General features: G+C 45.7%; 24 protein-coding genes, 1 pseudogene and 2 riboswitches. Of the genes and pseudogenes, 5 read left to right on the top strand and 20 right to left on the bottom strand.

The window, feature by feature from the left end; genetic code table 11:
• Window positions 1-12: 12 nt before the first annotated feature.
• On the bottom strand, window positions 13-1059 hold the full coding sequence (locus DCMF_RS28160) for a DMT family transporter (RefSeq protein WP_148137527.1): 1047 nt from the start codon (window positions 1057-1059) through the stop codon (window positions 13-15).
• 49 nt (window positions 1060-1108) lie between these two features.
• The gene (locus DCMF_RS28155) at window positions 1109-2326 is read right to left on the bottom strand and encodes a phosphotransferase (RefSeq protein WP_148137526.1); all 1218 of its coding nucleotides are present in this window, start codon (window positions 2324-2326) and stop codon (window positions 1109-1111) included.
• Between the two features lie 613 nt (window positions 2327-2939).
• Here DCMF_RS28155 and DCMF_RS28150 point away from each other — a divergent pair.
• Complete coding sequence (locus DCMF_RS28150) at window positions 2940-4358, top strand: sigma-54 interaction domain-containing protein (protein ID WP_148137525.1); 1419 nt, start codon at window positions 2940-2942, stop codon at window positions 4356-4358.
• A gap of 125 nt (window positions 4359-4483) precedes the next feature.
• Here the strand turns inward: DCMF_RS28150 and mttB are convergent.
• From mttB to DCMF_RS28080, 13 genes and pseudogenes are all read right to left on the bottom strand, one after another.
• Window positions 4484-5935: pseudogene (mttB, locus tag DCMF_RS29925) on the bottom strand ([trimethylamine--corrinoid protein] Co-methyltransferase).
• 113 nt (window positions 5936-6048) lie between these two features.
• Window positions 6049-6846: a methyltetrahydrofolate cobalamin methyltransferase gene (locus DCMF_RS28135; protein WP_148137522.1), complete on the bottom strand. Its 798-nt coding sequence runs from the start codon at window positions 6844-6846 to the stop codon at window positions 6049-6051.
• Between the two features lie 138 nt (window positions 6847-6984).
• On the bottom strand, window positions 6985-7611 hold the full coding sequence (locus DCMF_RS28130; protein WP_148137521.1) for a cobalamin B12-binding domain-containing protein: 627 nt from the start codon (window positions 7609-7611) through the stop codon (window positions 6985-6987).
• A 221-nt stretch (window positions 7612-7832) separates the two neighbouring features.
• On the bottom strand, window positions 7833-8180 hold the full coding sequence (gene pylSn, locus DCMF_RS28125) for a pyrrolysine--tRNA(Pyl) ligase small subunit (RefSeq protein WP_148137520.1): 348 nt from the start codon (window positions 8178-8180) through the stop codon (window positions 7833-7835).
• 36 nt (window positions 8181-8216) lie between these two features.
• Entirely contained in the window at window positions 8217-9377 is a 1161-nt protein-coding gene (gene pylC, locus DCMF_RS28120; protein WP_148137519.1) for a 3-methylornithine--L-lysine ligase PylC, read from the bottom strand.
• Window positions 9374-10486, bottom strand: coding sequence for a methylornithine synthase PylB (gene pylB, locus DCMF_RS28115; RefSeq protein WP_148137518.1), 1113 nt, complete (start codon window positions 10484-10486; stop codon window positions 9374-9376). Before pylB ends, pylC begins: the two co-directional genes overlap by 4 nt.
• 31 nt (window positions 10487-10517) lie before the next feature.
• Complete coding sequence (gene pylSc / locus DCMF_RS28110) at window positions 10518-11351, bottom strand: pyrrolysine--tRNA(Pyl) ligase large subunit (RefSeq protein ID WP_148137517.1); 834 nt, start codon at window positions 11349-11351, stop codon at window positions 10518-10520.
• A gap of 394 nt (window positions 11352-11745) precedes the next feature.
• Window positions 11746-12576 (bottom strand): energy-coupling factor ABC transporter ATP-binding protein, encoded by an 831-nt coding sequence (locus DCMF_RS28105; RefSeq protein WP_148137516.1) that lies wholly within the window; start codon window positions 12574-12576, stop codon window positions 11746-11748.
• 12 nt (window positions 12577-12588) lie between these two features.
• Window positions 12589-13353: a cobalt ECF transporter T component CbiQ gene (gene cbiQ / locus DCMF_RS28100; RefSeq protein ID WP_148137515.1), complete on the bottom strand. Its 765-nt coding sequence runs from the start codon at window positions 13351-13353 to the stop codon at window positions 12589-12591.
• Between the two features lie 9 nt (window positions 13354-13362).
• Window positions 13363-14886 carry a uroporphyrinogen-III C-methyltransferase gene (cobA, locus tag DCMF_RS28095; RefSeq protein WP_148137514.1) on the bottom strand — a complete coding sequence of 508 codons (1524 nt, stop codon included), beginning with the start codon at window positions 14884-14886 and terminating at the stop codon, window positions 13363-13365.
• A gap of 38 nt (window positions 14887-14924) precedes the next feature.
• Window positions 14925-15563 (bottom strand): precorrin-2 dehydrogenase/sirohydrochlorin ferrochelatase family protein, encoded by a 639-nt coding sequence (locus DCMF_RS28090; RefSeq protein WP_214658964.1) that lies wholly within the window; start codon window positions 15561-15563, stop codon window positions 14925-14927.
• A 1-nt stretch (window position 15564) separates the two neighbouring features.
• Window positions 15565-16809: a glutamyl-tRNA reductase gene (gene hemA / locus DCMF_RS28085; RefSeq protein ID WP_148137512.1), complete on the bottom strand. Its 1245-nt coding sequence runs from the start codon at window positions 16807-16809 to the stop codon at window positions 15565-15567.
• 22 nt (window positions 16810-16831) lie between these two features.
• Window positions 16832-17197 (bottom strand): sirohydrochlorin chelatase, encoded by a 366-nt coding sequence (locus DCMF_RS28080; protein ID WP_148137511.1) that lies wholly within the window; start codon window positions 17195-17197, stop codon window positions 16832-16834.
• Window positions 17198-17303: 106 nt separating this feature from the next.
• A riboswitch (cobalamin riboswitch) is annotated at window positions 17304-17492 on the bottom strand.
• A gap of 212 nt (window positions 17493-17704) precedes the next feature.
• Here DCMF_RS28080 and DCMF_RS28075 point away from each other — a divergent pair.
• On the top strand, window positions 17705-18232 hold the full coding sequence (locus tag DCMF_RS28075) for a LysM peptidoglycan-binding domain-containing protein (RefSeq protein ID WP_214658963.1): 528 nt from the start codon (window positions 17705-17707) through the stop codon (window positions 18230-18232).
• Between the two features lie 201 nt (window positions 18233-18433).
• Window positions 18434-19519, top strand: coding sequence for an AbrB family transcriptional regulator (locus DCMF_RS28070; RefSeq protein ID WP_148137509.1), 1086 nt, complete (start codon window positions 18434-18436; stop codon window positions 19517-19519).
• Between the two features lie 123 nt (window positions 19520-19642).
• On the opposite strand, the gene DCMF_RS28065 is transcribed toward DCMF_RS28070, so the two are convergent.
• From DCMF_RS28065 to DCMF_RS28045, 5 genes are all read right to left on the bottom strand, one after another.
• A complete protein-coding gene (locus tag DCMF_RS28065) occupies window positions 19643-20365 on the bottom strand; it encodes a hypothetical protein (protein WP_148137508.1) in 723 nt (240 codons plus the stop codon).
• A complete protein-coding gene (locus DCMF_RS28060) occupies window positions 20362-21114 on the bottom strand; it encodes a hypothetical protein (protein WP_148137507.1) in 753 nt (250 codons plus the stop codon). Before DCMF_RS28060 ends, DCMF_RS28065 begins: the two co-directional genes overlap by 4 nt.
• On the bottom strand, window positions 21095-21997 hold the full coding sequence (locus tag DCMF_RS28055; RefSeq protein ID WP_148137506.1) for an ABC transporter ATP-binding protein: 903 nt from the start codon (window positions 21995-21997) through the stop codon (window positions 21095-21097). Before DCMF_RS28055 ends, DCMF_RS28060 begins: the two co-directional genes overlap by 20 nt.
• Window positions 21994-22380 carry a GntR family transcriptional regulator gene (locus DCMF_RS28050; RefSeq protein WP_236860141.1) on the bottom strand — a complete coding sequence of 129 codons (387 nt, stop codon included), beginning with the start codon at window positions 22378-22380 and terminating at the stop codon, window positions 21994-21996. The genes DCMF_RS28055 and DCMF_RS28050 overlap by 4 nt, the downstream gene beginning before the upstream one ends.
• 193 nt (window positions 22381-22573) lie before the next feature.
• Complete coding sequence (locus DCMF_RS28045; protein ID WP_148137504.1) at window positions 22574-22927, bottom strand: hypothetical protein; 354 nt, start codon at window positions 22925-22927, stop codon at window positions 22574-22576.
• 222 nt (window positions 22928-23149) lie between these two features.
• Window positions 23150-23233, bottom strand: a riboswitch (cyclic di-GMP riboswitch).
• A 265-nt stretch (window positions 23234-23498) separates the two neighbouring features.
• Between DCMF_RS28045 and asnS the strand changes: the two genes are divergently transcribed.
• Both asnS and DCMF_RS28035 read left to right on the top strand, forming a co-directional pair.
• Entirely contained in the window at window positions 23499-24890 is a 1392-nt protein-coding gene (asnS, locus tag DCMF_RS28040; RefSeq protein WP_148138109.1) for an asparagine--tRNA ligase, read from the top strand.
• 330 nt (window positions 24891-25220) lie between these two features.
• Window positions 25221-26084 carry a DNRLRE domain-containing protein gene (locus DCMF_RS28035; RefSeq protein WP_214658961.1) on the top strand — a complete coding sequence of 288 codons (864 nt, stop codon included), beginning with the start codon at window positions 25221-25223 and terminating at the stop codon, window positions 26082-26084.
• Window positions 26085-26140: the final 56 nt, after the last annotated feature.

The following is a 26140-nucleotide window of genomic DNA, read 5'->3' as shown; positions in this document are numbered from 1 at the left end:
TAGTTTCCCCTCCTAGTTTCTTAATTTTAACAATTCTTTGGGATTCGCCACAACCAGAATGGTGCCTATAGTGATAATGGCCGCACCAATGATCGCCTGGGTAGAAATGGAATAGCTGTAAACACCTAATTTGGTGAACAACAATGCGAAGGGGATACTCCACAAAGCATAGGTCACGTTGAAGGCCATGGCACGGCCCACTCCTGTCATGTTAAGGGCCTTATACCAAGCCAGGTAAGACAGTCCACCGGACAAACCGGCTGCGGCCACCCACAGCATGGGCTGTACAGCCGCGAAAGCGCCGCCGAAAATGTTCCAGCCGGCCATACCTGCCCCGGCAATAAAACCGGCGATGGGAATGACGATGAAAAAGAGAATCAGTCCGGAGAAACCTTCCCGGATGCCAATGGCAATGTCGGGGTCAACCATGTCCATGCCGTAAGTGGAGATCACACCCTCTGCCGCCCAGCCGATAGCCGGCAGGATGGAGAAGAAGATGCCCAAATAGAAATTAGGATAATCGGCGATATTTCCCGGAGGTGAATAGGATACAATCAAGGCACCGATCATGCAGGCAATAATACCGATCCAGACCCGGGGACTAATCCTTTCTTTCAGGATAAATACGCCCAGAATAGCGCCGAGAGCGGGATAGCAGGCGGAAATAGATAAAGCATAGGTGACACCGCACAAATTAAGGCCGATCAGATAGCCGCCCATGCCAATGGGCCCGCCGAACAAGGCAGCCAGCATCACAATCTTTCCGGGTCTCGTCTTTAAGGTTCTGGCATATTCCGCAAAACGCCCGGTGAATAGATTGTAAAGCACCAGCCAACCGCCGGCAAACAGGTCGTGCATCGCGGCAGAAGCCAGGCACGCTACGATCACGACACCCAATGAATAACTATCGAGCCAAAAAGGAGCCATATACCCTGCGATTGTAAGCAACACTCCGTCCAAGCCCCAGGTAGCCCCTGAAATGATCCCCCATACCAGACCCCTTTTTGCAAAATTCAATTCATGGGCCTCAAGAACCTGTTGCGCGTTATTATTTGCCATCGTATTACCCCTTTCCGAAAAACATTATTTTTTTACTCATCCATTTGAATTAGATGGATTTAATCAGATCTGCCAAATGCGGTTTGTGCTCCTCAATCCATTTCATCAATCTTACCTGGTGCATGAGATAGGTTAAATACTCGTAAACATTGAGATTCTCCGGCTCAGCATAATAGGCCGCCAGACACCAGTTAATCAGGTAGACGTTAGCTGCCGCTACCATAATCGGGAAATATTCTTTCTCTGTTTCATTGATGGGATCCAATCCGCCTAATTCTTTGAGCTTTTTCTGATAAGCCTTCAGGAAAATTCCGCATTTGTCCAGGCGAAGCATGCCGTCGTAGGAACCATCCGGCAAGTCTTCCCAGGCACAGCAACTATAAACCAAGGCCAGACACACATCAAACAGGCGATGATCAATTTTTGCCCAGTCAAAATCGAAAATACCTACAGCCTTACCGTCTTGAAACTTTACGTTTCCGGGGTGATAATCGGAATGAATGGGGTTATAGGGCATCCTAGCCGCTGCTTCTGGAGGAATTTTAATTCTGTCGATCACTTCCATAATTTCATCGAAGCTTCTTAAATAATAGCTGTGGAACTTATTATTGATGTCGGTTTTGGTAAATTCTTTAAAGGTTTTCGGAAGCGTGGGAACAAACTCTAAAATCTTTGGCTCAACTCTTTCCCGCCCTTTGGGGTCAAAATGCCGGGAGGCGTTGTGCAAGGTAGCCAGCACCTCGGCAAAGCTGGCAAACTCCTCATCCGTCAAATAGGGGTCGACCCAGGTATACTTGTCTTCCCCGGAGAGAAAATCATAAATGGCAAAATAACGGTATTCTACTTCCCCATTTGACGTTTCGGACAGTTTGACAAAAGTTTTCCCATCTTTGGTACGAATCAAGCCTGCGGCAATGTCAAGTCCATTGGCAATGGAGAAATCAATCAGGGAATGCTCCAGCTCCATTTCCTTTTCCATAATTCCCTTCTTGTACTTTCTCACAAAATACTCATATGTTTTTCCATCTTTTTCTGTATAGATTCCATAGCTTTTGTTAATATACCCACCGAAAATCTCATAGACATCCGTTACCGTCCCTAGATCGTAAAACTTTAACGCATCCACAATCTGATTACGAACCAAGGACAACTCCATAGCTGCACGAAAATCCGAGGCAATGGCTGTAAGTTTTTCGCTCTGAGCAAAAAGCGTAAACAACTGATTCGTGTTCAACTCTGTAAGCTGAAGCATGCGACTAGTATCCATTTTGCCCTCCTTACTAATGATAAGAGTGTATTTCTTCCCAAATTCAACTTTTACCGGCAGGTTTGGACCGCCATCTGAACACATAGGTACCCTATGATCAAACGAGCTGTCTACCCTCCTTTCAACAATATGATACCTGAAGGCAAACAATTCTTACCGTTCAGGCTTCTCGCTATCTATTGTAGATAGCAAAAATCGTGCCATTCCTTTATTTTTTGTAGAGCCCCGGCAGAGAAGGCTTTGGCTTCCGGATGGTGGCGGGCAACAAGTCATTTATGACTTCCTTTGAGTCAAGGAATACTCGGCTGTCGATGATCATTTTCCCCTTAATAAGTTTTCCCTATACACCGCACAAAACCCTTTTGTAAAAACTCGTCCTGTTCCGACAAAATCCGTCAAGATTAAGCCTTGGTTAATTATCTTTTAAATTAAAGGAATTCCCTTTTTTTCGTCGAAATTACAATGAGTATTTGTAAAAAAATACAATGTTCAGAACAATGTTTTTTTGTTATAATAATATTCTTGTAAACGGTATTTATATTTAATATCCTGTTAAAATTATCTTTTTTTAAACTACACTGCTAGTTTTTTCAGCGGAACAGGAGGTAAGAGCATGGCACATCATAAAAAGGAACCCGTAACTCAGTTGGACTACAACACGCTGAAAAAAATTTTGGATCATTCTTTCGATGAGATCTATGTAACAAATGCAGAAGGTATCGTGATTTATGTGAACAATGCGGCGGAAAGACATTATGGCGTGAAAGCATCGGAAATCATCGGCAAAAGCTCACAGGAAATCTCCGAAAAAAAATTATGGGGACCCCGGGTGAGCCCTATTGCCATCAAACGAAAAAGGAGTTTCACATTAGAACAAAAAACCTGTACCGGAAAAACGCTGCTTACTACCGCCACACCTATTTGGGATGAAGAGGGACACCTGGAGCTGGTGATTGAAAACTCTCGTGATATTACCGAGCCCGAAGGCCTTAAATTCGAGCTGGACAAGAGCACCCAATTGTTAAAGCGGTATAAAACCGAGGTGGAAGAACTGCGCAAGAAAGAAATGAGCACACCGGACTTCATTGTGCGCAGCAAAAAAATGTCCGATCTTCTGGAGTTGGCCCAAAGAATCGCCTCTGTCGAATCCACAGTTTTGCTCCTGGGCGAATCAGGAACAGGGAAAGGCATCGTGGCCAAATATATTCACAAAAACAGTTCCAGAAAAAATGGTCCTTTTATTCCCATTAACTGCGCCTCCATTCCCAGCGAATTAATGGAATCGGAATTATTCGGCTATGCCAAAGGGGCCTTTACCGGCGCCCATGAAAAAGGCAAATTAGGCTTAATCGAATTAGCCAACGACGGTACCTTATTTTTAGACGAAATCGGCGAACTTCCCATGAAAATGCAGGCCAAACTACTGCAGGTCCTGCAAGACAACCAGTATTTTAAAGTGGGCGGCAGAGAAGTTCAGCAAGCCAATTGTCGCATTATTGCCGCCACCAACCGCAATCTTAAAGAGATGGTGGAGAAGGGAGAATTTAGAGAAGATTTATACTACCGCCTGAATGTCTTCGAAATTGAAATTCCTCCGCTGCGGGAGAGAGAAGAAGAAATTATTCCTCTCATTCATTATTTTCTGGATAAATATAATAATAAATACCGGGTTTCCCATCAGATTTCCCAAAATTGTCTAAATATTCTTTCTAGCTATTGGTGGCCGGGAAATATCCGGGAATTGGAGAATACCATTGAACGTTTGGTGGTCGTAGCACCGGAAACCATTATTAATGAGAGCCATTTACCCAGACATTTGCTCGATAACAGCCAGAAGCATGAGTCTCTGATTCTGTTTCCCAAGGCTGTGCCGCTGGACGAGGCCATTAATGAAGTGGAAAAAAACCTCATTGAAAAAGCCTATAAAGAGTTAGGCAGTTCCTATGAAGTGGCCAAGGCCTTAAAGACCAGCCAAAGCAAGGCGAGCAGGCTGATTCGGAAATATTGTACGAATAGGGAAAAAACCAGTTAGCCCCGGGGGCGGGGAAATCCATTTTACAGTACAGGGTAGCGTTCATGTTTAGATCTTGTTATAGTCTAAATTAAAATAAAAGAGAGGGGCCGCGTCTCACGGCTCCTCTCTTTTATCATAAATATTTATTTGCCTTTTCTCATGGCTTCTTTTTCTTTGGCTTTGATTTCAGTCGTCTCCGCTTCCGCTTCCGCGACGATATCCTTTAATTGTTTCTGAATGTTTTCCGGCAGCGGCGTGGGCTTATAGTTTTCCAGGATTTCGTGGGCCTTTTCATAGGACTTCTGAACGATGTCCTTGCTGCCGGCCGCCTTCCAGCCGTCACGATTGTGCCGGTCCAAGAGCACCGGTGCGGATAATCTGCGGAAATTCTGGAATGTATGTTCATGGCTGATGAATTCACCGCCGGGTCCTACCGACTTAATTACTTCCAACGCCATTTCTTCATCATTTACCGGAATTCCTTTCACGCAATGGAGAATCTGTTTCACCATTTCATTCTGCATCACCAGCATGGCATAGTCCCAAGTCAAACCGCCTTCGAGTAAGCCAAGACCATAGATCATGTTAGCGCCTGCTAACGCTGGTAATAAAGCGGTCATGCAAAACTCAAATGCGGACTGGGCATCAGGAACCTTGCTGTCAGTCTACCCACCGGCTACCCAGACAGGGATGTTATAAAATTGAGCCATTTTCGCACATGCGGCACTGAACAGGGCCAATTCAGGGCTTCCCACACAAGCAGTGGTGGTTCTCAGGTCCATTATGGCCGTAGAAGTCCCGTATACCAGGGGATGGCCCTTCTTCACCAGTTGGGCCAGGACAAACATGCTGAGCATTTCGGCGTTGTGGGTAACCAGGGTGCTGGCCAGGTTCACACAGGTGGTGCCCCCGCAGAGACCCATGGAGTTAATCTTCGCCGGTACCCCGCACCGGATCGCTTGAATTAAGGTATCGGTAGCGCCCTTGGAGTGAACCAGGGGACTCACCGGGTCCGTACTTTGTGAGAAGAGAGGCCTTTGTCGGAACTGGTCTTCCCCACCGGATACCACATAACCCATTTTCGCGACAGCGCGCATGTTTTCCGGTCTATTCATGCCTATGTAAGCGTGTTTGGTACAATTGTTATAGAAAGACTCAGCAATATGAACCTGAGAAACATCGGGATCTACCTCGGAAGGTCCCAGTGCTCTTTCAAAAATAATGATCTGGTCCATTGCTTCGCAGAATCTGGTAACATCATCCACGTCTTTCTTTTTGGGTTTCCGAATTTCCTTGGTATAGGGGTCAATCATTTGCACCGCTTCACCAAAGTTTACGAAACCGGTCCGATTATTCTCATTTAACCAGTCATTTTCCGGATTGCGCCCGCAAGCCCGGAAGGTTTTCGGAATAGACCGCAGCGCATCTTCCACCAGGTAGGCAGGTATCTTCACATTGTGATTGGCCCGGTCAATGGTACATCCGGCACCGTCAAAAATTTCAACAGCTTCTTCGCTTTCTACTTTGCACCCGATGTTCCACAGCACATCCAGTGTTGCTAAATGGATGTCGTAGAGTTCATCGTAGGTGAACATATTCAGCCCAATTCCCTCCATGCGGTGGGAACCGGCGTGGACACCTCTAACTGTCAAGAGATTCACCCCCGTATTTGTCACTATTTTTATTGTTTCACCGGTCCAGGTAAATTCTATTCGTACAATCCGTTGCGATGGGCGGTCAAATACTTCATGCAGAATTCGTCTTTACCCAGGAGGGCCTGGGACGCATACACAAAACCCATCATGGTCTTATCCAGGGGATCCAGGATGTAGCCATCCATGCCCATAGTCATGGTCTGGATCATGAAGACCTGGTTCAAGATTTTCCGGTTGGGCAATCCGTAGGAAATGTTGCTTAAGCCGCAGATGCCGTGGACTTTAGGATATTTCTGCTTGATCCCGTAAATGGTGTCCAGGACTTCCAAACCGGCTTTGTCTCCCGTGCTTACCGGCTTCACCAGGGGATCCAGATAGATGTCGTCTTCCGGTACCCCGGCGGCAACCATGTCGCCCACCAGCCTGTCGGCAATTCTTAAGCGGTCTTCCGCAGTTTCCGGCATCCCGGAATCATCCATGCACAGGCCGACGATCTTGGCCTTATATTTTAAGACAAAGGGCAGGATGGTGGCATAGCGTTCTTTTTCCGCGGTGATGGAATTAATCATGGGCTGGCCGTGCTTGCACAGGGAAAGCCCTACTTCCAAAGCTTTGGGATTGGGACTGTCGATACAAAGGGGTGCGGTCACCTGGGACTGCACGGTTTCCACTAACCAGGCCATAGTTTCTTCTTCGTTGAAAACCATGGTGCCGCAGTTCACGTCGACATAATCGGCGCCGGCATCCACCTGTTTCTGGGCCATATCTTTAATAAAAGCGGCATCTTTAGCTTCTACTGCCGGTTTGATCGCTTTCCGGCTGGTGTTGATCAGTTCTCCAACGATTAACATCTATTACTTTCTCCTTTTTCAAAAAAATAGGTTCTTCTGCACATGTGCGGGTAGTTCACCTGGTATGAAAAGGATCTTCTCTCTTTGGTTTTCCCGGATCCGGGTAATCAGTACCCGGATCCCGAAAAAATTTTTATCTTAGGCAAGCAGTTTTGCACAGAGTTCTACAGCAGAAGCGGCGTCGGGAGCAAAGCCGTCGGCGCCGATCTCATCAGCAAAGTCCTGGGAAATAGGGGCGCCGCCCACGATACATTTTACTTTTAGGCCTTCTTCTTTGATTAATTCAATGGTGTCTTTCATATGCAGCATGGTGGTGGTAAGAAGAGCGGACATAGCTACGATATCCGGGGTATGTTCTTTGATTGCAGCCACAAATTTTTCCGGAGGAATGTCGATGCCTAAGTTAACTACACTGAAGCCGCCGCTTTCCAACATCATGCCCACCAGGTTTTTACCGATGTCATGGAGGTCGCCTTTCACGGTGCCCAGTATGATTTTGCCTTTGCTGGGCATATCTTTGTCGGCGATCAAAGGTTTGACGATTTCAATACCGGATGCCATGGATTTTGCGGACATGAGTACTTCCGGAACAAACATTTCGCCGTTTTTGAACCGGGCGCCCACCACGTTCATGCCGGCGATTAAACCCTGGTTGATAATATCAAGAGGGTTTACTCCTGCGTCTACCAGTGCTTTCGTTTGTTCTTTCACCTGGGCTTCTTTTCCGGAAATCACACTTTGGGATAATGCTTCAAAATTTGCCATTTTTTTAATCTCCTTTATTTTAAGATTTTTTTACCGTTGTTTTTACAACAGCTTAACTTTATTCCCGCCCCAGCGACGGTTTCTCTCTAATGGGTCCATCATCCCTTTTCTCCTGAAACATCCCTCCTTTTTAACCTGTAGGTCAGCTAATATTATTATTGCGCCACAGGGTAAGATAAAATACCTTAAACCCCGTGGAAAATGTAAGCGCGCTCCTTCACCTATAGACTGGACCCCCAAAACTGATTTAAATAGGTAGCAGAATATTTCTCCAACTTCCATTGGGGGATTTTACAGCCCGGGCAAACATGGAAAAACCATTTATTACGCAGCCACCTGGCGGCCCTGCTGTTCTTAGAATTACGAATAATAAACCGTTCATTACAATGGGTCACTATTTCAGCGGTATTACCCGTGATTTTCATGGACCTGATCCCATGCAGCGTGCCATTTCTCGAAGGCCATAACTTAATTTTTTCGATTAATTTAAAAAAATCCACGTTCTTGCGGTAATATCTTTTCTTTTCTTTGGACGCAGGTTTTTGCACCTTTTCTTGCGCTTCCACCATTCCGGCCCCCCTCATTTTTCAGGCATTCCTCTTTTTTTAACCTTCCGGCAGGAGGTCAATATAATGATCCAGGGACAGCTCTTGCCTCACCTGGTCAATGACCCGGCATCTTTTTTCCCAGGCTTCCTGTCTGTCGGCACCCGAAATGATCAGCGTGGCAACCCAGTCCTTTTTTCCCGGACAGTAATTGGTAATGGCTTCATCAGCACCAAAAAAGTCCGGAATCAAATGAAGGGGTCCGGCTTCACTCATAATATGTTCTCCACAGACCTTAACAGCATCCATTGATACTGAAATGTGTTCATAGACCGCTCCCCGGTTGCCGGGCCATTCTTTTTTCCTGGTTCCCTGTACCTGAGTACAATGATTACCTAATATTTCCACCATATTGATCCCAGAAGATTGATAGACCACCGTAGGCGTTTGGCTGGGCAACCTGGCATCGATTTCCAGGACCTTTAATTGTCCTTCATGCAAGATTACTTCCACATCCATGATCCCGGATAAGTTGAGATGCCGGGCAATCCTTTCGCCTATTCGGACAAATTCGTTCTCCAAAACAAAGTCTAAGCCGGCCGGAGCCAGCACCCTTTTGCAGTCATAATGTTCATCCATTTCCAATTCTGTGACCTGATAACAGGTAAAATGGCCCTGCCATCCAATTACTTCTATGGAATAGGAAGGCCCTTCCACAAATTCTTGCACCACCCATGTTTCCAGTATTTCCGGACGTTCTTGAAGTTTTTCCAGGTCCTCCCGGTCCCTCACTTTAAAAACCCCGTCACTCCCACTGGAGCCCGAAGGCTTAACCACCAAAGGCAATGTGCACTCCGGCCATAACTTGGGCATGGGAATGCCCGTCTCCCGAAAAACCTGGTTCGAATCAATTTTCGAGCAGGAAATTTCGTAGGACGCCCGGTCAAAAACCAAGGGAACATCTAGCTTGTCCGCCCAGCGGATCAGGCCGGCATGGGCTTCTTTATTCTCCAAAGCAGGCAGGATAAAATCAACTTTCTGGAAAAGTGCGCTCAGCTGTGCATCCTGTTTCGTCACATCCCATAAATAAAATTCGTCACACAATCCCTGGGCAGGCACCCCGTCTTTTTTGTCGATCAGGAACACTTCCCAGCCGGCTTTCTTGGCCAGATAACAAGCTTCTACCCCCTGCAATTTTCCTCCCACGACAGCTACTCTCATATCGTTGCCTCCTTGGCAGGGATCCGGCCGATCCTCTTTTGTTTCTTCTCCACCCAATCTATGTACTGGTCCAAAGAAGCCGGGCGCAATCCAAGATCCTCAACTACTTCGGCAACCCGTTTCACCGTCCTGTTTCCCTCATCGATATCCAGAGAATTATTGGATACTCCCGCCAAACCCGCCTTGGGGGGAATAATAGATGTGACCACGTTCGCCCCGGCATTCAGCCGTTGTTTTAAGCCCCGAATACCGTCCACATCTAAGGAGGCCGGAATCAACCGGTCGGGAAACAGCAGCCGCATCACCGCAATGATCAAGATTTCTCTCATGCGGGGGGGCGATACCCATTTTTCCATGGGCGTTTCCTCTTGAGGAACAAAACTCATCACCCGAACTTGCTCTGCCCCTAATTCTTTCATGGCTTGAAAAGAATCAGCCACATCCTCCATGGTATCTCCGATTCCGGTCAGAAGCCCCTCTTCCACCAGCAGTCCCATGTGGTGAGCGGCCCTCTTGGCTCCCCAGCGCGCGTCATAGTCTTGATCCAGTCGCATTTTCGCATACAAACTCCGGTTGTGGGTCTCCTGGTATAAAGCGTACCAATTTACGCCCACTTCTTGAAATCTCTCCAAAAATACCTGGGGAACCAGCCCCGGGGATATCATCAGGGGCAGGCCGGTATTTTGCTTTACATCTTCGACAATTTTTAGTAATTTACCAAAACTCCGGGGACTATCCATCAAATACTCCGGATCCTCACCCATACACAAATCGAGCAAATGAACACCGGATTCCGCTAAAGAGTATGCCGTGTCCAAGATTTCCCGCTCACTTTTCCGGTAACGTTTTAAGGAACGATTGGATTTTCGATACAAACAAAAGGTACAATTATTTTGACAAAAGGTCGAAAAATAGACAAATCCGTAAAGAAAGAGTTTTTCTCCAAAATATCTTTGACGCAAATCCCTTGCCACCTGAAAGACCTGACTGATTTCTTCCTCTTGATTCAATCCCAGGAGAAAGATGATTTCCGCCTTATTTAAAGGAATTTCCCGGTAAGCTTTATCCAATATCTCTCCCAGCTGAAATTCTTGAGAGCTTATTCCCATTCTTTTCACCTTCTCCAGTTAACAGCATTCACTAAATGTTTAACCTCACACCGTCTAAATAGGTAATGCTTTTCGCCATTCTTTGAATGTTTTGGCCGCCCTCGCGCACCATGAGTAAACGTTCCAATCCGAAGCCAATTCCAGCCCAGGGATCAATAATTCCCCAGTTATCATCTAAAGGGTGGGGTCCCATGGCACCGGATCCTAATTCGATCCCTGCCACCACATCAACGGTGTCGCCATAAACCACAGAGGTTTCGCTGACCAGGTCGTAATGGTCGATGCCGGCAGTTTCCATCACCAAAGCAGCCATTTCCTCCAGCCAGGTTTGCCGCTTCTCCAAAGGGAGTCCCAATTCCGTGACATTTAACATGGTGAACTCATTTAAATGATGCGCGCCCTGAGATTCTTTGCGAAAGCAGGAACCGACTTCAAATATCCGGATGGGCTTTTCCCATAACCGTAACAGTTCCCGCCACAGGGCATACAAATTCGGCGCCAGCATAGGACGCAAACATTTTTTTTCATCAAGCCAAAACACCTGAGAAAACAGAGGATGCTCATCATGAATGGACATTTTCGCCAGGGAGCCCTTCGCTAGAATAATGGGCGTGACAACTTGCACAAAACCCTCTTTCGTTAAAGCATCTACCAATTTACTTTCCAATATAGAAAGAGCCGGTCGTTTTCTCTCGTCCTTTAATCCTTGTAATCTCTCTTTCCCTTTTTTGACCAGTTTCTGTTCCAATTCCTGAAAAGCCCGGTCCCGTTTTTCATTATTTTCAAACAGCATTTCCTGCTGCTCTTCATCGGCATTCAATTCTTTCAGTCTTTGTTTTTGTACAGGCGTCCATGAATAAACCAATTTTCTTCCTCCCAAAAAAAAAGATACGCTGAACTTTGTTTTTTGGCGGGGAGTCCGGGAGTCACACCCGGCTACACGAATTTAGAGTCCGCGCGATCTATGCGATCCACCCCCCATATGTTGGTTTCAGAACCAGGTAAAAAACAATCTCTGCGTAAGCTTTTGCAATTTTTATGCCAAATATCCCAAAAAAAACTGAATATGCATCATGAGCCGATAAACCGGGCGTAAGCATTGAAAAATTTGACTTCCTCGGTTCCGGGTATCCGCTCATGGTTTTTTGATCCACCTCCCTCTTTGGAAAACACACCCTTTTCTGTGAGTCTAGAAAGACTCTTTTCAGTCAGAATTAACTTAAAAAAGCCCAAAGGGCTTTTCGGGTGATATCCTTCTTTTAACCCAGCAAATTTTTTAATTGCTCCCTGTTTCTGGGGGACTGGGGTTGGTGCCGAATCATATTTTTTGCCACCAAATGATCATAAACTTCCAGCACCCACGGTTTGACCAGATTTGCCCGTCGCAAAACTTCCTCATTGCGAAATATTTCTTCCGGATTCCCCTGGGCAATAATGTTGCCGTTTTCCATGACAAAAATATCATCTGCCCAGGCATAAACCTCATCAAGATTGTGGCTGGTTAAGATCACCGTTGCTCCTGTCTGGTTAAACTGGTCCAGTAACTGCATCATTTGACCTGTCCCCACCGGATCTAAACCTGCCGTGGGCTCATCCAAAATAATGATTTCCGGCTCCATGGCCAGAATTCCCGCGATGGCCACTCTTTTCTTCTGTCCATGACTCAAAAAGTGGGTCGGCTTGTCCTTAATACTCCAGGTACTGGTCTTTTGCATCGCTTGTTCCACTTTTTCCCGCACGACTGCTTCCGGCCAACCTAAGTTAATCGGTCCGAAAGACACATCCTGATAAACGCTGGCGGAAAACAACTGGTTATCAGGATCCTGAAAAACAATACCAATGCTTTTTCTCAATTCCTTTAATTGTTTATTGCTGTAGTCTATTTTTTCTCCCTTAAACCTGATCACCCCTTTACTGGGCCGGTGCACCCCATTAAAGTGAAGAAAAAGGGTGGTTTTTCCCGCCCCGTTATTCCCGACCAGAGCAACTTTTTTTCCGCGCACAATATTGATCGATAAATTTTTGATCGCCTTGGTGCCGTCTAAATAAGAAAATTCCAGGTTGTTTGCCTCTAAAATAAAATCCGTCACAGGTAGGCCTCCCTAAATCAGCGCTAGCATCACCAAGCCGCAGTCAATGAAACAAAAAACAAAGATATTTCCCCAAGAGCATGTGTACCTGGGGTTTAAAACCTTAAGCTCTCCTTCATAGCCCCGGGACATTAAGCTGTCCAGCAAAGCCCGGGATTTTAAAAATACTTTTCCCCACAGATTGGCAAAGAGAATACCAAAGGAATAAAGGGACCTTCTAAAATTACAATATCCCCAGCGGGATGATTGAGCGGTATAGATGTTAAAGGCTGTTTCCACAAAGACAAAAATAAAGCGGTAAATCAGCATCATCAGCTCGATCACCAGAGCGGGGACTTTACAGGATTGCAGCACAAAAATCAATTCAATCATGGGAACAGTGAGAGCCAAAAAATATAAACAGGTCACAGAGCTCAAGGCCTGAAGAAAAATGAGCCCGGCAGTTTTTAAGCCTGCTTGGGAAACCCCCAAATAATACCCGCCTATTGGGAAACTTGCCGCCATGCCAAAATCAGTCCTGCCGAAAGACAGAGCAATGGTAAGCACACCAATGACCAAAAAACTCATGGGCACCGACATCAGTTTTAAAACCACCGGCCAGGGAATCTTGGCTTTTAGAACCAACATCCCCACCATGATGCCGATCACCAGCAGATCAATGAGAAGGCTCTTTGCCGTGAGACAAATGATCATGGTGACAAAGGAAAAAACAGCTCTTTCCCCCGGGTGATACCTACGCATTTTATTGGCATAGACAAATTGGTCGATATAAAACATAATTCTCTCCTATGATCTGCCTTCCATTTCCAAGATTGCCTCAATTAACCCTTCAATATGATACTCTTTCCCTTCCGCAGCCACCTCCAAGCCTAATTCCTCTGCAGTGGCCCGGGTTACCGGCCCGATGCAGGCAATTTTTACCCCCTGGAGCAGCGGCCGGTTTTCCTCGCCCAAAATTTTCACGAAATTCCGGACGGTGGAGGAACTGGTAAAGGTGACAATGTCGATCTCCTTGTTTTGGAGCCATTCCAAAAGAAATTCTCTTTTTCCTTCTCCGGGAATCGTTTTGTACAGGTCCAGCTTGTCAACCAGGGCGCCGTGCTTGATCAATTCTTCTTGCAACAGTTTTCTGGCAATATCGGCCGTGGGAAGCAGTACTTTTTCCCCGGCCTGAATCTGTTCCTTTAATCCGGCGGCCAGCATTTCCGCCTGGTATGTTGCCGGAATAAAGTCGGGAATAATTCCTTTCTCCGCCAGGGCTTTCCCGGTGGCAAAACCAATGGCAGCCATTTTGACGCCCTGGAGGGAACGAATATCTAGTTTACGCGCTTTCATGCGGGCAAAAAAGGCCTCCACGCCATTGACGCTGGTAAAAACAATCCACTGGTATGTCCCAGCCTGAGAAAGCTTTTCATCAATAGCGTCAAAGTCGTCCGGTTCCACGATTTTAATGGTGGGAAAAGAATAAACATCTCCCCCCAGATCCTCGATTTTTTGCGCCAGGACGCTGGCCTGGGTTCTGGTGCGGGTAATTAATACTCTTCTCCCCGATAAAGGCTTCTTGTCAAACCAATCTAACCGGTCATGAAGATTGACCACTTGGCCGACAATGATGATGGAAGGAGGAAGCAAATGGACATCTTTTACTTTCTCCTCAATATCAGCAAGGGTTCCAACCACTTTTTTTTGGGCAGAGGTAGTTCCTTTCGAAACCACGGCCACGGGAGTATCTTCCGGCTTTCCCCACTCCATAAGATTTTTGCAGATATTGCTTAAATTTGACAGGCCCATCAGGAAAATTAACGTCCCCTGGAGTTTTGCCAGTACCTTGTAATCCAGCCAAGAGGAATCTTTCTCCGGCTTTTCATGTCCGGTAATAATGTGGACAGAAGAAACAAAATCCCGGTGGGTTACGGGTATGCCTGCATAAGCAGGAACAGATATGGCGGAAGTGATCCCCGGCACAATTTCAAAAGGAATGTTTTCCTTGCGGAGTTCTTCCGCTTCTTCCCCTCCCCGCCCAAAAACATAAGGATCTCCGCCTTTTAATCGTACGACTGTCTTCCCTTCCTTGGCCTTCTTCACAATCAACCTGTTAATTTGCTCCTGGGGAAGAGAGTGAAAACTGCACTCTTTACCGACAAAAATTTTTTCCGCACCTTCCTGCGCAAAATCCAACAGCCTTTTGTTTGCCAACCGGTCATAAATCACCACGTCGGCTTTTTTTAAGCACTCCACAGCCTTCAAAGTGATTAATTTATAATCACCGGGGCCTGCCCCCACCAAATACGCGGTACAAGGTTGATCCATTTTTATCCCTCCCGTTTGCCTAACCATAAATTTAGCCTCTATTCCAACTTTTTCCGGATTTCTGCCAGCCGCTCACTGATTTCTTCTTTTCGTCCTTCCCGCATCAAATCTAATAGATCGGAAGACACCAACGCCTCAAAGTACGCTTTCCGTTTATCCCCATCGGGAATTTCCCGCAGGGCCGCCTCCCGCTCTTGCCCCAATAAACGGAGAAAGTCTGCATATTCCTGGCCGTAACGCACCTCTAACTCCTGTCTGATTTTTTTTGCCAGCAGGGGGCTTTTCCCATTTGTGGAAATGCACAAAGATAAATCTCCCCGCTGTATTTTAGACGGCACGATAAAATTACCTAAGGAAGGGTTGTCCGCCATATTTAATAAAATACCCTCGTCCTTGGCTTCATTACAAACCTGGACGCCTACCTCCTGATCATCGGTAGCTACATACACCAGACGGAATCCTTTCAAATCGCCCCATTGATATCTTCGTTTCAGAATGGTTATTTCCCCTTGATCCCCCATCTGGGCCAGCGGTTCCAGGATCCGGGGACTAATCAAGGTAACCGCGGCGCCTGATTCTTTCAGGGAGAGCACTTTCCGGTAAGCAACGGCTCCTCCCCCGATCACCAAACATTTTACCTGATCTAAGTCTACCAGCAGAGGATAGTATTTTTTCAAATTACACGGTCTCCTCCTTATACATGGCTTCCAAAATCTCCGCAAAATTTTCCGGCTTCTCCAGGCCGGAAAACTGTTTTAATCTGATTAAAGGCGGGGAGTATATTTTTTTGACAAAACTTTTTAACAAGACGGCAATTTTAGCTTCATCGTCCGTGTTTTTCAACCGCCCGATCAATTTAGGCATCTCCCGGTTCAGCACATGCTCATGGTAGTTTTCAATTTGTTTAATCACCGGAAACAAAGGAATGCACTGGAGCCATTGATAAAACTCCGTAATGCCGTTTTGGATCGTTTCTCCCGCTGCCTCGCCGGCCAGACGCCTCTTCTCATAATTTTCTTCCTGAACCCTTTTTAAGTCATCCAAATCGATCAGGGTAATTCCCTCCAGCTGGGCGATAGACGGGTCGATATCTCTGGGCACAGCCAGATCGATAAAGATACTGTTTTTTTTGTACCGGGTAATTCTTTCTTTTTTAAGCACCAGATGGGGCGCAGCGGTAGAACTGATTACCACATCACAAAGAGGCAGATATTCTTCAATCTGGTGAAAATCGATGACCTCCAGGCCGGGGGCGATCTCTTTCAAGGATTCCGCCGTTTGGCAGGTGCGGTTCGCCACAAAAATCTGGTGAAAACCCATGTCCTTTAAATAGGTCAGGGCCAAACGGTTCATTTTACCTGCTCCTACCAGAAGAAGATTTTTCCCCAAAACATCCTCCATTTGTTTCGCTAAATATTGCACGGCAATATAGCTGATAGATGTAGGATTTTGAGAAATTCTCGTCTCCTGGCGCACTTTTTTCCCATAGGTAATGCTGTCCCGGAAAAGTTTATTCAATACCCGGCCCGTGGCCTGTTTTTCCAAAGCAGTTTCATGGGCTTCTTTCACCTGCCCCAAAATTTGGTCTTCCCCCAACACCTGAGAATCCAACCCTGCGGTGACCAGAAAAAGATGCTCCACACAATCCCTGTTTTCTTTGATATAAAAATAGTGGGTAAGTTCTTGATGATGAAAGCCATGAAAACCGGCAAAAAAATCCTTCAACAGGCTGATGGAAGATGTGCCCTCCGGACAGACAGCATAAATCTCGCTGCGGTTGCAGGTGGAAAGAATCACCACCTCATCTAATAAATGACTTAATTGTTCATAAGCACTCTCCAATTTCTTTTTCGAAAAAGAGAGCTTTTCTCTGACATCTATCGGTGTATTTTGATAACTGACGCCGACAACCACAATGTCCATCTTCTGTCCACTCTTTCCGTTCTTATTCAACAGCTTTCGCCCGGTCGACCAGAATCCCTGCTAAGACCGGTTCTACCCCGATCGGTTTGGCCAATTTAAACCGGATATCCGGATAATCCCGGGAAATTTCATCAAGGAGATGAGGAATATCTTCTTTAATATGGATCCCTTCATAAAGAAAATAAGGAACAAAGACAATTTCCTGAGCGCCGGTTTGGGCCACCTGTTCAATCGCCTGGGGTATGGAAGGTTTGCTATGTTCCATGTGGGCCCCGGCGACCTGGTCGAATTCCCCTTTCTCCCGAACCAAATCTACAATTTCTGTGAATGCCGCCACAGCATCCTGGGATCTGCTTCCGTGACTGATGATAATCAAAGCTTTACTCAAAGTTGTTCCTCCTTTTCCTCATTAAAAAATCCCTTAGCTTCCAAGCTAAGGGATGGTACCCGCTCCACCAATCCGCATCAATTTGAACCAGCCTGCCCTTCCCCAGGCAGCAGCTGACATTTAGGCAGGTCTTCTGGCTTACGTGTCATCCTCCTCCCCCGCCTTCCCGCAATCTTCTCAACTGCAGTGACATTAAAGGGGGAATCGTCTCCGTTTACAGCAGCGGGTCCGCACCGGAATCGCACCGGTTTCCCTATTCTCCCTATCAAAGGACACCTAAAAGGTTGTATTAAATTATTATATAAATTATATCACAAATAATTTTAAAGGAAATAAAAACTTTTATTCAATTCAGGGACTATTCAATTCAGGGACGGTTCTTGAATTGAATAAAAGTCATGGCAAGGAAATTCAATTCAAGAACCGTCCCTGAATTGAATATTAACATATCATAGGCCAAGTGAATATTGTATATCAACTAAAATAATTTTAGGAGAGATGCTTAGCATGCCCATCAGACGTCCTACAGAATCAATTTCCTATATCATTCAGCCTGGAGATACCTTAGGACAAATAGCCCAGCGGTTTAATATCAGTTTAGATGGAATAATTGAAATTAATCCGGAAATAAAGGACGATAATCGGTTGGAAGTCGGCCGGGTCATCTTTATTCCGGGGATTCGGCCGCCTTCCTCAAAGCCCTATACTTTTGGTCTCACCCAGTATACCATTCGACCCGGCGATACCCTATGGGAAATTGCCCATAGGAACAGGACCAATATCGAGACCATATTATCTTACAACCCAGGGCTCGACGCCAACTCTCTGCAAGTAGGCAAGATCATCAGTCTCCCCCGGGCGGCGGGGCCGGCATTATCTAGTCCCATGGGCTTTATGACTTATACCATCCGGCCCGGCGATGCTCTATGGAGATTGGCCGAACTGAGGAATACTACTGTGAAAGACATCCTGCGCTATAATCCCGGGCTTAATCCCAACTACCCGCAAGTAGGCAGGATGATCTTCCTTCCCTAAGCGTAACGGTCCGCACCCTTTCGAGCCGAGGAAGATGCCGGCTACCGGTAGGCGGCAAGGAAATTTCCTTCATCATTTTCAAGTTATCACATAAATTCAGGTGCAGAATGATTTTTCATTCTGCTTTTCTCATTATAGATGACAGCTTTTTTTTCACTACCTTTTCATCAATACGTGGTATGATATTGATGAGGTGATTTTATGTGGGCCCGCTTTGGGGAAACTTTACTAGTATCGTGCGCAGGAGGACTTCTTTTTCAACTCATCCACACCCCGCTTCCCTGGATGCTTGGACCATTGTCCTTGGTAATGGTTTGGCGACAGTTGTTAAAGCGCCCCCTCTGGTGGCCGGTGGAAATCCGCAACACAGCTCTCGTCATTCTGGGGTATATCATTGGCAATTCTTTTTCACCGGTTGCCGCCGTACAAATCTTCAGGCAATTACCGGCCATGTTTATCTGTACCATGGCTACCGTCCTTTTCAGCTTACTCATTGCTTATCTTACTTCCCGGGGAACAGGCATGTCCCTGTCCACCGGTATTCTGGGGAGTATCCCCGGGGGTTTAACCCAAATGGTAGCCTTAACTGAGGAAATAAAAGGAGTAGATATTTCCGGCGTAATTTTTTTGCAGACCTTTCGCCTCCTCGCCGTGGTCTTTGTTGTTCCTTTTTTGGTGATCCATGGCCTTTCCGGAAATACTGCCCCGGGAAACGCCGCCGGCGCATCCCATTCCATCTGGACTTTTACTCCGGTGGATCCTGCCGGATTGGCCATTTATGCTGCGGTTGCTTTGGCTGCTACTTTCCTGGCCTGGCGTTTGAAAGCACCCACTCCATTTTTAACAGGACCCATCTTGGGGACTGCGGTCCTGAACATGTTTGGGGGGACCGGGCCGGAGGTACCAAGGCTCTTGGTCATAGTAGCACAGCTTTTTATGGGCGCTTATATGGGGCAACAAATGCAACTGGCCGGTCTCAGCAACTGGAAAAGGATGCTTCCCTTTACTCTGATGGGCAGCCTGTTCCTAGTGCTATTTTCCCTTGTCTTGGGAGAACTTCTTAGTATGTTCCATTCAGTAAAGCTGGTTAATGCCTTTTTGAGCACCGCTCCCGGCGGCATATCGGAGATGAGCATTACCGCCATCCAGGTACAGGGAGATCTTTCCCTGATTTCCGCCTACCAAATCTTCCGGGTTTTCTTTATTCTTTTTCTGGTTCCCCCGCTCCTCAAACGCTGGTTAGGAAGCAATACGGCCAAACTTAGTAAATTCGGGGACAGTTCTTGAATTGAATTATGGGCGCAACCCAACGGTTGTTCAGGGTTTGCCCCATACTGAGAAAAGGAAACCTAAAAATTAGATCTGCAAGAATAAGGAAAGAAGTATCAGGGAGCGTCTTGCCTTTTCCGATCAGTCTGCCCCGATAAATTGGATATCCAATCCTGTATCTTTAATTTGGACGTCCGAGGGAATGCGCAGATAAAGTACGCTCTGTTGCCACATCATGCTCGGCCCGTGATCGAGATAACGACTGCTTTGGTCCAAAAATTGAGTCACGGTAAAATCTTTTTCAAACCGGCTTAATCTGATTTCATAAGGGTCCGGTTTTTTAATCTGCAGTTTTTTTCCTGAGAGCTCCATTTGGGGCGATTTGATTCTCTCGGAGAAGTCCATATTGTTTAATAGGTTTTTTCCCGCATAACAAAAGGCCTCGATCGTATCATCCTGCTCATCTTTTCTCTCTACGATAATTTGCAGATTCAAATCGTTTCCATGGGGAGACACTAATTCCAGTTCCTTTCCTGTATAAATGATGTTCTTTTTTCCAAGGAGATGGATACCGGGGGTTTTATCTAATCTATGCTCTTTCGCAACCTGAAGCATGTCCTGAGAACGCTTTAGCTCCTCATCTATTTGGCGGTCTGATAAGGGAGACAAAAAACCTTTATCCGGGATCAGATAAAATACGGCTACACTGACGCCCAACAACGTACAGTAAAGGATAAAAATCCATTTTACCCAGCTCCGGCGGAGATAATTTCCCCTCAAAAGCACTTTGCTTTTGGAGATCACCACCAGGGTAAAGAGAATTACCATGATCAGGAGGAGCAGCAAAAAAAGAACTATACTCATTTTCTCACCTCCACTCTGTTGGAGAAAATGATGGCTCCAGTGAACAATATGGCGGCAGTAAGCAGTATTTTTACCGTAAATAGAAGAAAAGATTTTTCGTAGCCAAAAAACTGAATAGACTTAGCGAATAGGGTTGCTTCACTCTGGGTAATATTTCCCAGAAATAATGCGCCCAGGAATAACACAGGCAGAAAAGCCAGGCAGATTTTGTGCACCTGGGCAAACATGCCCAGAAAATAGCCCAAAGCACTGAAAAGAATGATATAAAGAGCAGCGGCACTCATACCGACAACTAGTTCCCTTGGTGTCATAAAAAAATTTTCCCTGATGATGTTGTGACTTCCTGCGGAAAAATACATCATCACCCTTACCAGCGGACCGTACAGTGAAGCCGTAACCCCGCCCACCAGCCCGGCGGTCAGCAAAAATCCAATATTGGAAAGATTGCTGCTGATCCGATTGGATACGAAGGTAAAGTCTACATCTCTGTATGATTTTGTGGTAAGGATCACTGCCACCGTCAATGCCCACAACATTGTGGTACTGATGATCACTTCGCTGGAAAACCTGTATACTTGAAAGCTTACGTAGTCGCTAGAGGATCCTTCCATGCCAATGCGGCCCCCCGACAAGCCAAACACCAGCAATTGAATCACTGCCAGACCAAAAAATAAACCGACATAGGCTTTTAGCTTATAAAAATACTGTTTTTTTGCCACAAAGAGAAGGTTAGTTTCTGTCAAAGACATGGTCGATTCCTCCTTTGGTTTTGGCAGTAAGGTAAACACAGAGATCCTCAGAGGACACCGGCGATATCTCTACGCCTGCCCCTCTTGCCTTTTGCAGTTTTTCCCCGGCCAAATTATTCCTCACCACAAGATACACGTCGTCTTTCCCCAAGCTCTCTTGATGAAATATTTCTTGATCTTTGACCAGTTCTTCCATCATATGCGATTTCCCCCTTAGACCGACAGCCAGTTCCGCAAGGTCGGTAATCGGCATGTGCAGACGTTCTTTTCCCTCATGGAGCAGCAGGACATCTTCCATCAAATCCTCGATTTCATTAAGATGGTGGCTGGAAATGAGCATGGTCCGGGGATATGCCATATAGTCCTTGAGCAGCGCCCGGTAAAAATCCTTTCTGATGGCAGCATCCATTCCTGTCGTCGGCTCATCAAATATGGTTAAGGCACAACGGGCGGAAATGCCGAGAATGGAATTGAAGGTGCTTTTCATCCCCTTGGAAAGGCTGCTATGCGGTTGGGCCAGCTTCAAATCGAAATACTTGAGCAAACCCCCGGCAATTTCTCTGTCAAAGTTTTCGTAAAGAGAGCCGGCAAAATCCACGATCTCATCCAGATTTAAAGAGGGCGGAAACATCATATGGTCGTCTACAAAGATTATATTTGCCGAAACTTTGATGCTGTTAAAGGGTCTTTCCGAAAAGACAAACACCTCACCTGAAGTCTTATGTAGAAAACCGGCGATTAATTTTAGAAGCGTTGTTTTTCCTGCTCCGTTCCTGCCAATCAAACCGGTTATTTTGTTTTCTTGAATATTTACAGACAGGTCATTTACCGCTTTTAAATTTCCATACGCCTTGGTAAGCCCATGGCACTCGATTACATTCACGATCCTTCCTCCTCCCATTGATTTGGGGCTGTTTCAATCATATCGATTAATTCATCTCTGCTCACACCTAAACGCTTTCCTTCCCTCACCAGCTCGAAAATCATTTTCTTCAAGGTTTGGTTTTTGCGTTTCTTCAGGATCATGGCTTTACCATTTGGTGATACAAACATACCTAAACCGCGCTTTTTATATACAATATTTTCATCCGCCAAAATATTCAGCCCCTTGGCAGCGGTTGCCGGATTAATATTAAACATATCTGCCAGTTGATATTGGGAATAGATTTTTTCATCGCTCCCAATATTTCCGGATAATATTTCCGTTTCCAGCCACTCGGCAATCTGCACGTATATTGGCTTCATCCCGTCGGTATCCAGTATCACGGCTTCACCTCCTTTATCCTTTAGGGTGATATAGTGCATTACTGTTGTAATCTACTATATGATAGCAGCGTAAAAAAATCAAGAGGATCACTCTTGATTTTAGGGTAATTTTATTTTGTCGGAGGAATACTTAAGAACTATTTCGCCAGACGAAGTGATGATACCATTTTCATCTTTTTCCTAAATAAATCTTCTACAGAAGCTCTAAAGAATAGGTAATATCGTCCTTCATAGACGGATCGTCCGTCTGCAAAATAAACTCACGAAACAGGGTATCTCTTTGTTTTCTTAGCTTCATGAGATCCAGGATTTTCGTACGGAGTCCGGAAACGATCTTTTGATTTGACTCATGATAGGCGGCTAATTGTCCGGAAGCTAAAATATTAAATTGTATCTCCCGCCGGTCAGATAACAGAATCACTCCGGAAGACTCGTTATTCTCGTTTAAAATAATGATGCCTTTTAAACCCATGTAGTCAATTTTGGAAATTTCCGAAATTCTGTAATTGATTTCTTCCACCTTTTTGATAATATCATGTAACATCATGAAACCTCCCCACATGAAAAAATCCTTAATTCCAGGCAAAAAGGCCTGGAACAGACAAAACGGTTACAAATCTCCCTTTTTAGAACCAGGTATACATGTGCCCTATGTTTCATGTGGGTGCGTATAAATAAAAGAACGCCCAAGACCCCTTCCCAAAAATGTGCAACAAAAAACATATCACTTCCTCCTTTGATTTTTCACAAAAATCCCCGGAGAATCATTTTCGGCAGCTGGCAAGCATAGAAAATTTCCTTAGCCCCTCTAGCTTTGCGTCATCACCTTTCGGTGATTTTGCCTTTCTCGTTCGATTTTTGCGATATGTTAACACCTGCATAATAATACAATTACAGACAAATTTCAATCTTTTTTGTAGAGATTTTTTGTTCTTTTTCACTAAAATACTATTTTTTGATACGTCATGCTCCAAAAAGGCTTGATGATACTTTTATCATGGGATTTTATTGGGCCCATTCTATTTTTCAGGGGAAAGCAAGCAGGTAAAAAACAGAAAAAAGGGAATTATATTTAAGGAAAAATCTTTGTGAAAAATAACCTGGAGGGATCTGTTACCATGGAACCAACGTCAGTAAAAAAGTTGTCTCGAGAGACAAATCATTTTTTAGATAAGAAAGTGAGAATTGAAGGTTGGGTACGAACATTACGGGTGTCTAAATCATTCGGTTTCATCGAAATCAATGACGGTACTTTTTTTGGCAATCTGCAGATCGTTTTTGACGAAGGCCTGGATAATTTTCTTGATGTAGCGAAACTGACCATCAGCTCCGCCATTTGTGTGGAAGGAACTTTGGTTGAATCTCCCAGGGCCAAACAGCCTTTCGAGCTGAAAGCGGAAAAAGTGGAAATTGTGGGCTTGTGTGCGCCTGATTATCCCTTGCAGAAGAAAAGACATACCTTTGAATTTCTCCGTACCATCGCGCATTTAAGGCCCCGGACCAATACATTCTCTGCCGTTTTCCGGGTAAGATCAATTTTGGCCTATGCCATTCACAAGTTTTTCCAGGATAAAGGATTTGTCTATGTGCACACCCCCATCATTACAAGCAGTGACTGCGAAGGCGCCGGCGAGATGTTCCGGGTCTCTACGCTGGACCTGTGCAACATGGCAAAAGACGAGACCGGAAATGTGAATTTTGCCGAGGACTTCTTCGGCAAAGAAACCAGTCTGACGGTAAGCGGCCAATTAGCGGTAGAAACCTACAGTATGGCTTTTAAAAACGTATACACCTTCGGCCCTACATTTCGGGCGGAAAAATCCAATACACCCCGGCATGCTGCGGAATTTTGGATGATTGAACCGGAAATCGCTTTTGCCGACCTGAGCGACGACATGCACCTGGCGGAAGAAATGATCAAATATGTGATCAACTACGTTTTGGAAAATGCCCCGGAAGAAATGGCCTTCTTCCACAATTTTATTGACAAGACGTTGTTGGAACGCCTGGAAAATGTGGTGAATTCGGATTTCGGCCAGATCACCTATACAGAGGCTGTTGATATTTTAAAAAAATCCGGTGTGCCCTTTGAATATGCCGTTGACTGGGGTAAAGACCTGCAGACCGAACATGAAAGGTACTTGACGGAAGAAGTGTTTAAAAAACCTGTGTTTGTCACAGGTTACCCCAAAGAAATCAAAGCCTTTTATATGCGGTTGAATGACGATCACAAAACGGTTGCTGCCATGGACCTGCTGGTTCCCGGAGTGGGTGAAATCATCGGGGGCAGCCAAAGAGAAGAACGGCTGGACGTGTTGGTAAAGAGAATGGAAGAATTGGGGTTGAAAACAGAAGATTATTGGTGGTATCTTGACATCAGAAGATATGGAGGGACGAAACACGCCGGATTTGGCCTGGGGTTTGAAAGGGTGCTCATGTATCTGACCGGAATGACCAATATTCGGGATGTGATTTCCTTCCCGCGCACCCCCAAAAATGCGGAGTTTTAATGATCCCTTTAGACAAAGTAAAAGAAGAAAAATGACAGGAGCCTGTTTCCTGTCATTTTCCTTGTGTGCCTGAGTTAAGTCAGATGGGGCTGGGCGAAGAGGCAGGAGCATATGCGCAAAAAATAACTTCTGCTCCTGTCAATTAAGGGTTCCCTGGCTTAAGAATCATCCCCGGCGATCGGATTCTTACCTGGCACGAAAAAAAATGTCCAGACAGTTCAAAATAAAATAAAAAAATCGATGAGAATGATAAGAATAATTCACAGTTTAAATATGTCACTCATATTATGCAGTACAGGCTATGGGATCTTCAGGAGAAAGGAGATGATCATGATGGCTACGATCAATTTGCCGGCCATCGATGATTCATTCGTCGATTCATTTCAGCCTACCCTTAATTATGGGAACTCCCCAGTACTACTGGTGGGAAAACTGGTAGACGGGATCCTGTACCGCTCCCTATTGAAATTTGATCTTGCTTCCATCCCATCCGGGGCTTCCATTATATCTGCCCAGTTAACACTTGAGATGAATTTCGATTATAGCGGTGCAGGAACCATCGCCTCTATTACCCCTTATGCAGTAGCAGACAATTGGAGCGGCGCCACCGTAACCTGGAACAACCAGCCGGCTATCAATCAGGCCATCGCCGGCACGACTGCAAATGTTACCGTTACCGGACCTTACTCCTGGAATGTTTTAAACCTGGTAAACGGATGGTTCACCGGAAGTCTGGCCAATAACGGCTTGGAACTGAGAACAGGGGAAAGTACCTCCCTGGAAACAAAAAGTTTTGTCAGCAGCAATGCCGCCGCCCAGAGACCCGTTCTGACCATTGCGTATGAGACCGATATTCTTCCTGCAGCGGTAACAATTGCCGGGCGTACGGTGGAATCCGGGCATGAAGATGTGACCACGACAGATTCGTTCCAGTACTCCGGGGCCAGAGATACCTCCCAAATGACTGCAGTCAGCTTTGTCGTCAGCAACACAGGTCCAAACACGGCAACGATAGGGGCTGAAGATAGCAATGACGGTATCAACTTTGTGACGGAGTATACCTTCGGATTAGCGCCAAATATTACGACAGTCGTGCAATACTCTTTTTATTCAAGATTTAAACGTCTGTCCTACAAATCTTTAAATCCTGGCCAGCCTACCACAGTGTCCATCGACTATCTGGCCCGGACATAGGCGGAATCTTCTTTTAACGGGGGCTGTCTCAAAGTAATCCTTTCAGACAGCCCCAT

This window comes from Candidatus Formimonas warabiya, assembly GCF_002777255.1.
Classification (GTDB): domain Bacteria; phylum Bacillota; class Dehalobacteriia; order Dehalobacteriales; family Dehalobacteriaceae; genus Formimonas; species Formimonas warabiya.
The sequence above is the reverse complement of the archived record's forward strand: the minus strand, read 5'-3'. Positions and strand labels throughout refer to the sequence as shown.